Annotated in this window: 10 protein-coding genes; 8 read left to right on the top strand and 2 right to left on the bottom strand. The window is 38.4% G+C overall.

All coding sequences use genetic code 11. From position 1 onward, the window contains the following. The first annotated feature begins 5 nt into the window (after positions 1–5). Genes Q8N22_01115 through wecB form a run of 3 tightly spaced genes read left to right on the top strand, consistent with a single transcriptional unit; the run spans position 6 to position 4,054 of the window. Entirely contained in the window at positions 6–1,628 is a 1,623-nt protein-coding gene (locus Q8N22_01115; protein MDP3052538.1) for a Gfo/Idh/MocA family oxidoreductase, read from the top strand. Between the two features lie 19 nt (positions 1,629–1,647). Further along, entirely contained in the window at positions 1,648–2,859 is a 1,212-nt protein-coding gene (locus tag Q8N22_01110; protein MDP3052537.1) for a glycosyltransferase family 4 protein, read from the top strand. 4 nt (positions 2,860–2,863) lie between these two features. Further along, a complete protein-coding gene (gene wecB / locus Q8N22_01105; protein MDP3052536.1) occupies positions 2,864–4,054 on the top strand; it encodes a UDP-N-acetylglucosamine 2-epimerase (non-hydrolyzing) in 1,191 nt (396 codons plus the stop codon). 1 nt (position 4,055) lies between these two features. Here the strand turns inward: wecB and Q8N22_01100 are convergent, their stop codons facing one another. After that, entirely contained in the window at positions 4,056–5,549 is a 1,494-nt protein-coding gene (locus Q8N22_01100; GenBank protein ID MDP3052535.1) for a flippase, read from the bottom strand. Next, positions 5,546–6,874 carry a sugar transferase gene (locus Q8N22_01095; GenBank protein MDP3052534.1) on the bottom strand — a complete coding sequence of 443 codons (1,329 nt, stop codon included), beginning with the start codon at positions 6,872–6,874 and terminating at the stop codon, positions 5,546–5,548. Before Q8N22_01095 ends, Q8N22_01100 begins: the two co-directional genes overlap by 4 nt. Positions 6,875–6,958: 84 nt before the next feature. On the opposite strand from Q8N22_01095, the gene Q8N22_01090 reads away from it, so the two are divergent. The 5 genes from Q8N22_01090 (at position 6,959) to Q8N22_01070 (ending at position 13,814) form a co-directional block, all read left to right on the top strand. Further along, complete coding sequence (locus Q8N22_01090; GenBank protein MDP3052533.1) at positions 6,959–7,510, top strand: hypothetical protein; 552 nt, start codon at positions 6,959–6,961, stop codon at positions 7,508–7,510. A gap of 366 nt (positions 7,511–7,876) precedes the next feature. After that, a complete protein-coding gene (locus Q8N22_01085; protein MDP3052532.1) occupies positions 7,877–8,512 on the top strand; it encodes a hypothetical protein in 636 nt (211 codons plus the stop codon). A 6-nt stretch (positions 8,513–8,518) separates the two neighbouring features. Then, entirely contained in the window at positions 8,519–9,667 is a 1,149-nt protein-coding gene (locus Q8N22_01080; protein MDP3052531.1) for a hypothetical protein, read from the top strand. Then, on the top strand, positions 9,624–13,151 hold the full coding sequence (locus Q8N22_01075) for a lamin tail domain-containing protein (GenBank protein MDP3052530.1): 3,528 nt from the start codon (positions 9,624–9,626) through the stop codon (positions 13,149–13,151). The genes Q8N22_01080 and Q8N22_01075 overlap by 44 nt, the downstream gene beginning before the upstream one ends. Before the next feature lie 147 nt (positions 13,152–13,298). Continuing rightward, positions 13,299–13,814, top strand: a complete 516-nt coding sequence (locus tag Q8N22_01070) for a TrmH family RNA methyltransferase (protein MDP3052529.1) — start codon at positions 13,299–13,301, stop codon at positions 13,812–13,814. The last annotated feature ends 70 nt before the right edge of the window (positions 13,815–13,884 follow it).

Raw genomic sequence — 13,884 nt, 5'->3', positions numbered from 1 at the left:
GCATTATGAGAATACTTACGGGGAAAAAATGGCTGGGCGGTTTTTTGGATTACTGCCGAAACAAAAATGAGTACAGGATTCAAGTTTTGACTTGGAAAAATCTTGAAAAACTTGAAAATGTTTATCACACGAGACCCAAGAGCTTAAGGTTGCTGATTAATTATTTTCCCGTTGTCGGTCCCCAGGGATTATTTACAAAAATTTGGTCCAGAATCAGAGAAGACAGGCGCAATGAAAAATATATTTCCTGCGGTTTTGGAAAAATTATTGAAAGCGCCGATAATCAAAGTTTTCCCGAAGGAGAATTGGTCGGTTTCGTAGCTCCTTTACATCCGGCTCTTGTGGAACGGGTTGTCTTGCCTAAAGAACTTATTTTTAAAATTGATAAATCAGGCATCCCCGAAATACCGGCGGATACAATTTTATATTCTCCGGTTAAAAAAAATGAATCACAAAATGTTTGGTGGAAAAATATCAAAGGGTGGAGCATTTATTCGGGAATAGAAATTTCCGAGGAAACACAAAGGGGATTGGCGGATGGATTGAAAAAGGAGATTGAAAATAATACATGGCTTGAATCTCAAAAAATTGACGCGCGAGACGCGAGTCCAGTGTTAGAAACGAAAGGCCAAATCAAAAAGACAAACTCCAAAAAAAAGAGCGGAGTTTTGTTCGGTTATGGTAATTACGCAAAAATCAATATCCTTCCTTACACCAGGCCGTTTGTAGACATAAAATCAGTCCACGAAATTGACCCAACGCAAATATTTTTAGAACGGAGAGTCCAAAAATGGGACTCGTCGCCTTTCCCGGGAAAAGATGAAAAACATGATGTTTATTTCGTTGCCAGCTACAACCATACTCATTTCCCAATAGTTTCGCATGCCTTAAATCAGGGAGCGTATGTTATGGAAGAAAAACCGATTGTTATGGACTATGACGAACTAAATGAGTTGGAAGAAGTCCTTAAAAGAGTCGGCAGGCGTTTTTTTGTCGGGTTTCACAAGCGTTACGGAATATTTAACAAAATGGCCCTTAAAGACCTTGGCGTAAAATATGGCGATCCGATTTCGTATCATTCAATAGTTTATGAATTAATTCAACCCGAATTTTTTTGGTACAACTGGCCGGTTTCAAGAAGCACTTTTCTTGCGAACGGTTGCCATCAGATTGACCATTTTCTTCATCTTAATAATTTCAGCAAACCGAAAAATTTCAATATCAAGCTCTTACAGGATGATTCCATTGAAGTATGGATAGAACTTGAAAACGGCGCGGCCTTCACTACGACTTTCAGTGAAAAAGGCACCTCAAGAGTAGGGCCGAGAGATCACGTGGAGCTAAAGGTTTATGGAAGAAACGTGAGAATAACAGATGCTATAAAATACCAGTCCGAAGATAATCATAAAATAATCAGAAAAAAGAGAATCTTCAAAACGAACAGCTACAGGGATATGTACCGGACAATAGGCAGAAAAATAGCGAACAACGAAGAGGGGGATTCCATAGAGTCAATTCTCATTTCGGCAAAATTGATGTTGGATCTTGAGGAACAGCTTCGGGTAATGAAAGGATGGGGCGATAAATACGAAAGAGCCAAAGAAAGATTCTCAAATTATTTTAAATAGCCGTTAACCCATTTTAACAATGAAAAATATTTTAATTATTACGGATTCTTATCCGCCGGAAATTCGTTCTGCTGCGCAATTGATGAAAGATTTAGCTGATGGGCTGCGCGATAAAGGGCATAATGTTTTTGTCGCCACTTCTTATCCTAAATATAATTTGGCGGATTCCGAAAGCATTGTTTGGCCGAAGATTTCAAATGAAAACGGCATAAGGGTTTTAAGAATAAAAACCCTGCCGCACCATAAGGCTAATTTTGTCATAAGGGGCATAGCCCAATTGACAATGCCGTATATTTTTTTTCACGCCATTAAAAAGAATATAAAGGATAAGCTTGATGTTGTCATTTTACATAGTCCGCCTTTGCCTTTGACAATGACCGCTCACAAAATAAAAAAGATTTATAAGGCAAAGTATATTTTGAATCTTCATGATTTTTTTCCTCAAAATGCGGTTGATTTGGGCATTCTGACAAATAAGCCCTTGATAAAATTTTTTGAGGGCATGGAAAGAGATGCCTATAAAAATGCCGATACGATTGCGGTGCCTTCCGAAGAGCACAAAAAATTTTTGAAGGAACAAAGGGGAATTTCTGATGAAAAAGTGTTTGTTATTCCGCATTGGATAGATACCAAGCCATTTGAAAATGCGAAAAAAAGCGGCAAATTCAGAAAATTATACGGTTTGGAAAATAAATTTATTTTTCTCTTTGCGGGCGTTTTGGGCCCATCACAGGGCCTTGATTTGATTGTCCGTTTGGCTCTGGAATTGAAAGATAATAAAGAGATCTGTTTTCTTCTTGTCGGCGACGGTTCGGATAAAAATCGACTATTGGAATTAGTAAAAAATTACAAACTTGATAATGTCATTTTTCAACCATTCGTTTCCAAAGAGGATTATCCGGAGCTTGCGAAAGATTCGGATGTGGGACTGATAAGTTTAAGCGCAAAAAATACCACGCCGGCGGTTCCCGCAAAGCTTCTGGGGTATATGGCCGCCGCCATCCCGGTTATCGCTTTTGTCCACAAAGAAAGCGACATTCATAGGATTGTCAAAGAGGCCGAATGCGGTTTTAGCGCAATTTCTGATGATGATAAAAAAGCCCTGGATATCGTTTTGAAAATTTATCAGGAAAAGAATAAACTAAGGGAATACGGTGATAATGGGTTTAAATATCTTCTTGCTAATTTTACCAAGGATATTTGTTTGAGAAAATTTGAAAATTTATTTTAAAAAAATGCCAACAAAAAAAATTCTTATAATTTTTGGAACGCGCCCCGAAGCGATTAAACTCGCCCCATTAATAAATGAAATAAAAAACACTCCTTCCTTAAATGGTATAGTTTGCGTTTTTCGGCAACATGAAGAAATGCTTAATCAGGTTTTGAGGGTTTTTAAAATAACCCCCGATTATGATCTTAAAATTACGCTTAATGATAAGGCCTTATTTGGTAAAAATATCAATATATTCAAGAAAGCAATGAGTCTAATCAACACCGGATTTTCATTAATTAAATTTTTAAGAATTTTAAAAACAGAAAAACCAGACCTTCTGATTATCCAAGGGGATACCTCAACGGCGTTTCTTGCCGCATTCCTTGGGTTTCATTTCAAAATACCCATAGCTCATATAGAAGCCGGGCTAAGAACATACAATAAATACAGTCCTTTCCCCGAAGAAATGAACCGCCAGCTTATTTCAAGATTGGCCGACCTTCATTTTACGCCGACAGAGCGAGACGCGGATAATCTCTTAAAAGAAGGAATATCAAAAAGCAATATTATATTAACGGGCAACACCGCAATTGATTCTTTGCTGTTTGTCAGAAACAGGCAATCTGAAGAAAATATGCGGGAAAATTACGTAAAAATATTCAAAGATAAATATAAGATTGATTTAAAAACAAACAAAAAAATAATTTTATTAACGGCCCACCGCAGAGAAAGCTTCGGAGAAGGGCTAAGGAATATTTTTTCCGCCATAAAAGAAATTGTTAAAAGGCGGGAAGATGTGGTTATTATTTATCCGGTTCATCCCAATCCGAATGTCCAGCATTTGGCGCGGGAAATGCTTAAAGATAGCCCTAATATTTATTTGATTAATCCGGTGGAATATGATGAATTTATTTTTTTGATGGGCATTTCTTATTTTATTCTTACGGATTCAGGAGGCATACAGGAAGAAGCCCCATCTCTGGGGAAACCTGTGCTGGTTATGCGGGAAAACACGGAACGGCAGGAAGGAGTTGAGGCGGGAACATCTAAATTAGTAGGAACAAGTTCGGAAAAGATTATTAATGAAACTTTAAATTTGTTGGATGATAAAAACACTTATAATGCGATGATAAAGGATCAAAATCCCTATGGCGATGGGAAAGCGGCCAAAAGAATTATTGAGGCCATTAGTAATTTTAAGAATCAATCTTGATCTAATTTAAATTATTAGATTGCGAGGGCGCGTCTTGAAATTTTTTAAATAAAATTAAAACTTCTCCTAAAACTTTTTCTTTGAATAAATAGAGCGCTCCGAAATAAACCCCCGCGGAAACAATGATATTCAAGATAACGTTTACATTGAAGTAATTAAGGATAAAGCTGACTACTCCCATAATAATCGCCCCCACGATTATTTTTTTCAGATGACGCAGAGTTTTAAAGTCGCTAAATTTTTTCATATATTTCCACGTTGGGAAGACATAAAAAATTTGGCTGACAAAAGTGGCGATAGCGGCGCCGATAATTCCCCATACAGGGATTAGAAGGACGTTAAAAAGCACATTTGCCAAAGAACAGATTATTGCGTATTTAACAATTTTTTTCTGCTGATTATGGGCCAAAACCAAATAAGAAAGAAAAGTGATGGGGTATATCCAGAGCAGGGTGGCGAGCAAGACGCGAAAAGCGGGAACTCCCGGCAAGTAGACCTGGCCAAAAGTTAATCCAATGATTGGTTCGGCTAAAATAATGCCTCCAACTACCAAGGGAATGGCTACCAAAAAAAGTGAGGCCATTGATTTTTCATTAAGATTTTTTTCTTTTTCTTTTTCATTTTGCTGGGCAAAGCGGGAGAGGACGGGGAAAATTGCGCCGGCAAAAAGAGAAGACAAGATATAAAGAAAGGGGACAATGCGCTGGCCAACCGAATAATAGCCGATTTCCGTAGCCGTTCGCCACCAGCCGAGCATTACCATATCGTTGTTGATCATAAAAACTCCCATCGCCGTTGAGAAGGCGATAGGCAGAGCCGCTTTAATGGTTCTATAAGCCAATTTTTTGTCAAAATAACGGAAAATTTTAGAAAATTGATTTCTGAGAATGAAAATCGCCAAAAGCGTCGCCAAACCGGAACTGGCGATATATGAAAAAGTCAGCGATTTTGAAGTGGGGGAAATGACAAGGAAAATAAATCCTATTACCATAAGGGCTATATTTTCAACAGACAAAATGAGAGCTTCCCATTGCATTTTTTCCATGCCGCGGAGAAAAGCGATGGCGAATTCTCCGATACCGTCAAAAATAACCATTAGCGCCACAAAAGGAATCAAAAAAGAAGCCTCTTTAATATTTGAGAAATGAGGAGCCACGAGGGCGATCAAAAGAGCGGTGAAGAACAACAAAACCATTTTTATCCAGAAACTGGTGGAGAAATAGCTGTTTCTTTGTTCCGGATGGCCGGCAATGTCTCTGGTAAGCAAAGAATTGATGCCGATATCGGCAAAGGCGGCAAAAAAACCGGCGAAACCCAAGACGTAAGAAAAAACGCCGTATTCCGCGGCGCCTAAAATCCGCGCCGCGTAAATTATTATAATTACCCGAAAAATGCGGGTTCCGATTTGGCTGGCGCTTAACCAAAAAATATTTTTGGTTATAGTTTGGCGAGGAGAAATATTTTTGAAGAGAAAAGTTTTTAACTTGGAAATCATTTTACTTTAGTGAAAACGTATCTTATGGTTTTGAAAATAATCAGTAAATCCAAAAACAGCGAGCGGTTTTTAATATAGTAAATGTCATACTTCAGTTTTTCAAACGCTTCTTCCAAGGAGGCGCTGGGGCGGTAAGAGATTTGAGCCCAGCCGGTGAATCCCGGCTTGATGATGTGTCGGATTTCATAATAGGGAAGTTTTTTATATTGTTCCACCAGTTCTATCCTTTCGGCTCTGGGCCCGACAAAAGCGATATTGCCTTTGAGAATATTCCAGAGCTGGGGGAGCTCATCTAAATGGCTGAAGCGGAGGATTTTTCCCGTCGGCGTCAGGCGTTTGTCATTTTCCGTTGTCCAGAGCGGGCCCTTTATTTCAACTCTCATAGTTCTGAATTTATAAAGCCAGAAAACTTTGTCATTTTTCCCCGTTCTTTGCTGTTTGAAAATAACCGGCCCTTTGGAAGTGATTTTAGTCAGAACGGCAATCAATAAAATTATCGGCGAAAAAACGATAAGTGAAATAAGAGATAAAATTATATCGGATAATCTTTTAATAGCGTCAAATAAAGGCCGCTTGGTGATTATTTTTTCAATAAACCAGCTCTCTTCCAGCTCTTCTAAAGGAATCTTTGCAAAGATTGTTTCATAAAAACTGACGAAATCGGTGATTGTTAGTTCAAGAGGTAGTAATCGGTAAATTGATTTAACAACCGCAAATTCTTTTTTGATTTGAGGTGGAAGAACAACAGTGTTAATTTTATTTTCGCTGATAATTTTCAAAAGATTTTGCTGGTTGATTTCTTGATTTTTTTTGAGTTGTAAAACGATATCATACCCGAGGAGAGGGTTGGATTTCAGAAAAGCGACTGTTTCCTGGATTCTCGGCGAATCTCCTATAACCAGCACGCGATAGCGCCAGCCGCCGAAGAGCAGGGCGTTGGCTATCAGTAATCGCCAAAGATAACTTAGAACCCCAAAGATAACCCCGAAAACCAAAAGGTTAGTTTTTGGGGTTAAATTGGAAACCGGAGCCAACAAATAAAAAAGTATTACCGAAATCGCCGTGGCGATAATTACCGCCAGAAAAAGATTGCCGATCAGATTGCGGTCGTTTTTAAGAATTTTCACCTGGTATAAATCAGTCAGAAAAAAAATTGACAGCCAGACAATCAAAACCCAAGAAAATGGCCTTAAGTGATCCCCGAAAGAATTTATCCAGGCCGGCTGGCCGTAGCGGATTAACAAAGTCAAAATCAGCGCTCCGTAGAACAAAAAAACATCGCCAAGTAAGACAATTAATTGTTTTAATTTGAAATTAAAGCTCATATAAAATTCATTTTATTTTACAATAAATCAGCCAAATCATCAACTATTGTAATTCTGCGATCGTGGAATTACAATAGTAAACATATGTCAACAGAAATAGTTTTAGAAATTCTTAGGAATTTAAAATGGATAGCAACGAATGTTGTTTTTAATGATTATCACACTTCTTACAAAAACCTCCGGCAATATTCGCATTCCGGCCGGTCACAAAGCTCAAAAGAAGAACACCAAAAATTCCACAACCTTCTTTATCAGCTCCAAAAGCAGGGATTTGTTGAAAAGAAAAAAAGCGAGGACAAAAAGACGATTTGGAAATTGACGTCAAAAGGGTTGGAGCGTTTAAAAATTTTAAAAAATAAAAAACTTTTGTCTCCCCTAAAATCCATTGAAAAGAAAAAAGATTATTTGAAGATTATAGTTTTTGACATTCCGGAAAATCAAAAGAAAAAGAGGGATTGGTTAAGAAATACCCTTATTAACTTCAATTTTTCCTTGCTTCAGAAAAGCGTTTGGACGGGGGACAGCCAATTGCCGGAAGAATTTTTTCATTTCCTGAAAGAATTGAATTTATTGCCTTATATCCATATTTTCGCAGTAAACAAAGAGAAACAAGGCACCCTTAATATAAAACCTTAATCTTTAATTCTCGGGAATGCGGCAAACCTGTCCTTAATCCGGCAATTTTAGATTTGCCGGATTATTTCTATAATTATCGCATTATCCTTATTTAAATCGGCAATTGCCGCATTATTTTGCCGGATTGCCGAATTCAAATTGCTGATTTTCCGCAAAAGCGCTAGAGATTGACGAAGATAATTAAAATTTTTATTTCAAAATCCATAAATTGCTCAAAAACAATTTACTATTGTAATTCCACGATCGTGGAATTACAATAGTAGCTCAATATTTGGTAGAAATTAGAAAGAAAAAAGATTTAAAAAAATTGGAAAAATTAGTTATCCACAGTTGATTGTTGGAATTTTTTGATATAATAAAAATATCGTGAAGAAATTTTTTGAGAATAAGCATTGGATAATTTTTTGGCGCATTGTTCGCATCCCCTTGGGTATAATCCTCCTTCTCTTTATCGGTCTTGTTATCTATCGCATACCGGCTGTAATTGAAAAACAGAAAACGGAAGAAGCCGTACTTCGCATACACGCGCAAAAAATTACACTTGACGATGTGATGGGGATAAAACTCCCGCCGGAACCTAACCAAGAACTCAATGACTCAACCATTGAGGGAATTGACGCGAATCAAAACGGCATTCGCGATGATGTGGAGCTGGTTATTTTTAAGGAATATCCGGATTCTGCGAAAACCCGCGCGGTGCTTTTACAATATGCGTTCGCGTTGCAGATGGAAGCGACGCAGAAGATTGTGAATAAGGAAACGGTGACTGAAGTAGTGAGGGAACAGAGCAGGGCACATTATTGTGTTGGTGAAATAACTTCACGAGATGATATGAAAAAATTTATTGAAATTGGCGACAAGCTTCATGGATTTATTGAAAATAAACAACGAAATACACCAGAAAGAAAAAAAGCCCGTAAAGATTTTGTTGGAAACATAGGGAGTTATAGCGAATCAGAAAATGAAGTATGCGATATTAATCTATCGGTATTACCTAACTAGAGTTTTATGAACTATTTTTCAATAAAATTTAAAATAGCCATAATGGCTGTTTTGTTTGCTATGTCTCCATTTGCTGTTTTTGCTCAAACAGGGAGCCAAACTTGTTCGTCGAATGGCTATACAATCATCACGATTAACGGGATTCTAACTAATAAAGATGGTGCTATTTCTAATAGAGATGCCTTAAAATATTATTTTGGAAAAAATTACAATGGCGAACCCCTGGCCGTTGATTATCTCCATAACGAATCCCATCTCGCCGGACTCGGCGATATTTTAAAATCAATTTATCAAGGGCTTTTTGATTCTGAAACAGTAGAGGATTATGATCTCGTAGAAATGCTCAAGACCGCCAGTGAAAAAGTTGCCACCCAAAAATTGCTCCTCGTCGCTCATTCTCAAGGAAATTTTTATGCTAATAGTTTTTATGATGTAGTTGCTGACAAAGATGGCGGGGTTCCTTCTCAATCCCTTGCTATTTATAGCGTGGCAACTCCTTCATCTCGGGTTGCTGGTAGCGGTAAATGGATCACCTCTGATACTGATAAGGTTATTACTGGCCTTGTGGCTCGTATTCAATTTACTAGAAAAATTTTACCGTCCAATGTTCATATTGAATTACAAGAAGGTGATAGTTCTTCAGGGCATGGTTTTTCTGATATCTACCTAAAATATCAAGGTGATAAAATCGTTTCTGGTATTGAATCTTCGCTTGATCAGTTAAAAACAAATAATGTACAAGACGCGCAGAAACCGTGCCTTGCTTCGCCAAAACTTTCTATAGTGCATAAAATAGAAGGGGCGATGTTTGCTGTCGCAGACCATATTGCAAATGGAGTGTCCTTTGTTGCTTTTAAGCTACCCGTAGCCATTGGACGGGCCGCTGTTTCTATAGTTAATGCTGGAGTTGAAAAAGTTGTTGAGGTTGCTCAAGCAATCAAAGAAACATTTTCCAATGTTTTTAAAAAGGATGAATTTCAGTTGGCGCAGGTAATAGATTTATCTCAAGAAACGCAGTTGGATCAATCTGGACAGGCGTCTCGGTCAGCGAATTTTGAACAGTGTTCTTTTGATACTCAAAAATCAGCGTCGCATTCAAAAGTCATCATCAATGAAGTCGCTTGGATGGGCGGGAGCGGGGGGGGGGGGGGGTAGCAACGCCAACGATGAATGGATTGAATTAAAAAATATTTCCGGCAATTCTATTGATATTTCCGGCTATCAGCTTTTGGACCGAGGCGAGCAGATAAAAATTGTTTTTGATAAAAACACGGTTATTCCAGCCGGCGGATTTTTTCTTTTAGAAAGAAATGGAGATGAGGCGGTTTCTTCGGTAAAAGCCGATTTGATTTATAGCGGCGCTCTTTCAAACACCGATGAAGGGTTAAGATTGTTTGACGGCGGATGCAATCTTATCGACGAGGTTTTGGCTAATTCTAAATGGCCGGCGGGGGATAACGCCGCTAAAAAAACAATGGAACGAAATAACAGCGATTTAACTTGGCATACCTCAGCCGCAATCGGCGGTACGCCGAAAAAAGAAAATTCCCAGCCGGTTGTTGTTAAAAAACAAGAATCGCTGATAGATATTTCAGAAGAAACAGAAGAACAGGGCGAAGAGATAACGCCTCGACAAGAAGAACAGATAAAACAACAAGAACAAATCCAACAAGCAACCAGTAGCCCGCCACAGGCAGTGAGTTTTAAACAGTGTAGTTTCGCAACTTCCCAATCTCCGTCTCGACAAAAAATTATTATCAACGAAGTGGCTTGGATGGGAACCGCTAATAGCGCCAATGACGAATGGATTGAACTGAAAAATATTTCCGGCGCCGAATTAAACCTGAGTGGACACCAATTAATTGACCAAGGCGAGCAAATCAAAATCACTTTTGAAAATGGAGATAAAATTCCGACTGGAGGATTTTATCTTTTGGAGCGTACCGATGATAATTCGGTGCCAAATATTTCAGCCGATAAAATTTATACCGGCGGGCTTTCCAATACTAATGAAGGTTTGCGGCTTTTTGACGGTCAATGTAATTTAATCGATGAGGTTTTAGCGAATCCAAGCTGGCCAGCGGGCGATAATGTTTCCAAACAGACAATGGAAAGAAAAAATGATTTGAGTTGGCAGACATCGGCTAATGCCGGCGGCACGCCAAAAGCGGTTAATAGTTCCGGTTATATTATTATTTATGGCGGCGGAGGAGGCGGAGTAAATAATCCGCCAGCCGGCAATTTAAACCAATCAACCGTCGCTATCCAATATTCAAAAATTTTAATTAATGAAATTCAAATTTCTCCAATCGAGAATAGATTTATAGAACTTTACAACCCAAACGACCAAGCTGTCAGTTTGAGTGGTTGGTACCTTCAAAGAAAAACTCAAACTGGCAGTGATTTCAATTCATTTGTTTCTAAAAATAATTTCGAAGGTAAAATAATAGAGGCTAAAAGTTATTTTGTGATTTTTCGGGCAACTTCAACTTATTCCGATGTTGTCGTTTCCGGCATGGCTTTAACGGAAGACAACACTCTTCAATTAAAAAATCCCAATCAGGAAGTAGCCGATAAAGTTGGCTGGGGAAGTGTTGTGGATTTTGAGGGATCAGGTTCAGCTGTCAATCCCAACGAAAATCAAAGCATTCAGAGAAAATTTCAAAATAATACTTTTATTGATACCAATAATAACTCTCAGGATTTTGAAATTCAAACTTGTCCGAGCCCGAAAGCCCAGCCAAAAAATTGTTCTGCGACTAATCAGGCGCCGAGCGCTTTTTTTGTTTATACTCCAACGAATCCTGTTGTTGGTGATTTAATTACTTTTAACGCCGCTTCTTCAAGCGATCCCGATTCCGATGGAACAATTTCACTTTATCAATGGGATTTTGGCGACAATGCCACTTCAACAATTTCTATCGCCACTACTACGCATAATTATTCCCAAGCTGGTGATTATCAAGTAAGCTTAATTGTTTTTGATAATCAAAACGCTTCTTCCACTGCCACTTCTACTATTTCTGTTAGTTCCATTGAGCAACCTAATCAAGCTCCTGATGCCTCTTTCAGTTATTCTCCACAAAATCCGAAGGTCGGCGATGTAATTACGTTTAATGCCGCCTCTTCAACTGATGATGGTCAAATTATTTCTTATCAGTGGGATTTTGGTGATAATGCGACTTCTTCGGCAACAACCACCACCACTATTCATACTTATTTTCAAGCCGGCGATTACCAAGTCGGTTTAGTTGTTTTTGACGACCAGAATACTTCTTCAACCGCGACTTCAACTATTATTTCTGTTGGACAATTAGGTGAAGCTAATCATATTGTTATCAGTGAAATTCTTTTTAATCCCCAAGGACTAGACGAAGGCAAAGAATTTATTGAACTTTATAATCCCACCAATAGTGAGATTGATATCAACGATTGGTCTTTAAGAATTTTAAAGAATGGTGCCACCTCAACCGATTCATTAGCTAAATTTGGTTCCAAGCCCGAAGATATTACTCTAATAAAAAGGAAAAGTTTTCTTTTGGTTGGATTTAATAGTTATATTAGTACCAGTACGCCTGCCGATATTATCCGGTCAGCCACTTTACCTAATAGCACAAGCACCATTTATTTAATTGATAATCAAGGCTCTGGAATTGATCAAATAAATTATTCCAACATTCTTGAGAATGTTGGAATATCCGAAGGGCAAAGTTTAGAGCGAAAAGCTTTCTATAATAACCAGTGTATTTCCAGCCAAAATGACGGTGAATTTTTAGGCAACGGTTGCGATACCGATGACGCTATTGATTTTGAAATTCGCTCAATTCCCAATCCTCAAAATTCTTTAAGTTTCCCTGAGCCGCGTTCCGCGCCTGCCGCTCCCGCCGACTTTGTCGTGCGATACTCTTCTTCAACAATGAAATTAATTTTCAATTGGCAGGCGTCGCAGGATTATTCCGGCGCCACTTCAAGTTTAACTTACAAAATTACCGATATTAGCAATACCAGTTCAACTTTAGAGGTAATTAATACCGCCTCAACAACGGCCGAAATTTCCATTAACGAAGTGGGCCGTGATTACCAATTTTCCATTCAGACGTTTGATAAAGAGAGATTAGGTTCGGCAATCAGCACCGCTTCCATCGCCGTTCCCGTGGGTCAACTAAATCATGATAATTTGATATGGGCTAATAGCCAATGGTCAAATGCTATAACTCAATTTATCAATAAAGGAAATTCCCAAACAATTAACCGAGTATGTCTTTGGCTCCAGCAAAGAGTTGACCCCAAATGGGGAGCGTTTGCTACTGGTTTTGAATTATATTCTCAACCGACCGACCCCCAAAATGGGGCTAATATGACCGGGTACACTCAAATTACTGGTTGGTGGGGGATTCCCCCTGAAATTGCCGGCGAGGTTTGTATTCTTTTAGACAATAGTATTACATTAGACCCTGGTTTGTATTATTTTATTCATTACGCTGGCACTCGTTACGGCGATGATAATTTTCGTATCTATGGGGCAGGTTCTAACTCTTATGAAAATAGCAGTTATGACGCTTGCTATTACATCGGCGCCCCTGCTTTTTCTTGGCAATGCGTCGGTGATATATATTTCCATTTTGGAATAGCCCCCTAAACAATTAGCATTGCTTTTCCGCGACTTGTTTTCAAATAGTGATTGGTATATGAAAATCGGAGTAACAAAAGATCAATAAATATTAATTTAAAATTGTCATTACTATTGTAATTCCACGATCGTGGAATTACAATAGTAAATCAAAAATTGATTAAAATTAAAATGATTATTATCCTTCACAATATCCGCAGTTTGCATAATGTTGGTTCTATTTTTCGGACTGCCGATGCGGCCGGGATAGAAAAAATTTATCTTTGCGGCATTACGCCGGCGCCAATTGACCAATTCGGGAAATACCGGCCGCAATTGACCAAGGTTTCCTTAGGCGCGGAAAAATACGTGGCCTGGGAAAAAATTGACTCAACCACAAAATTGATAGATAAGTTAAAAGGGGACGGCTATAAAATTTTTAGCATTGAGCAAAGCAAAAAATCCATTCCTTACTCCAGTGTTTTAATTAAAACTAAAGGCACTATCACGCGTGATAGTGCCCCGAAGATTGCTTTGGTTTTAGGAAATGAGATTAAGGGTTTGCCCGCATCAATTTTAAAACGTTCGGATAAAATTTTGGAAATCCCGATGAAAGGCAAAAAAGAATCGCTTAACGTGGCGGTTGCTTTCGGGATAGTGGTTTTCTCCCTGGAGTATAAAGCCAAAAAATAATTTACTATTGTAATTCCACGATCGTGGAATTACAATAGTAGCTGAGGAGAAGGTTAAATGGGGAGAAATT

The organism is bacterium, from assembly GCA_030693325.1.
Classification (GTDB): Bacteria; Patescibacteriota; Minisyncoccia; order UBA6257; family MFKM01; genus MFKM01.
This window is presented reverse-complemented; position numbering and strand designations above follow the sequence as displayed.

Bases quoted from the DNA above. Each gene is read 5' to 3' on its own strand.
- Q8N22_01100 (MDP3052535.1), bottom strand. From the start codon at position 5,549: ATGATTTCCAAGTTAAAAACTTTTCTCTTCAAAAATATTTCTCCTCGC.
- Q8N22_01095 (MDP3052534.1), bottom strand. From the start codon at position 6,874: ATGAGCTTTAATTTCAAATTAAAACAATTAATTGTCTTACTTGGCGAT.
- Q8N22_01090 (MDP3052533.1), top strand. From the start codon at position 6,959: ATGTCAACAGAAATAGTTTTAGAAATTCTTAGGAATTTAAAATGGATA.
- Q8N22_01115 (MDP3052538.1), top strand. From the start codon at position 6: ATGAGAATACTTACGGGGAAAAAATGGCTGGGCGGTTTTTTGGATTAC.
- Q8N22_01075 (MDP3052530.1), top strand. From the start codon at position 9,624: ATGAAGTCGCTTGGATGGGCGGGAGCGGGGGGGGGGGGGGGTAGCAAC.
- Q8N22_01110 (MDP3052537.1), top strand. From the start codon at position 1,648: ATGAAAAATATTTTAATTATTACGGATTCTTATCCGCCGGAAATTCGT.
- Q8N22_01080 (MDP3052531.1), top strand. From the start codon at position 8,519: ATGAACTATTTTTCAATAAAATTTAAAATAGCCATAATGGCTGTTTTG.
- wecB (MDP3052536.1), top strand. From the start codon at position 2,864: ATGCCAACAAAAAAAATTCTTATAATTTTTGGAACGCGCCCCGAAGCG.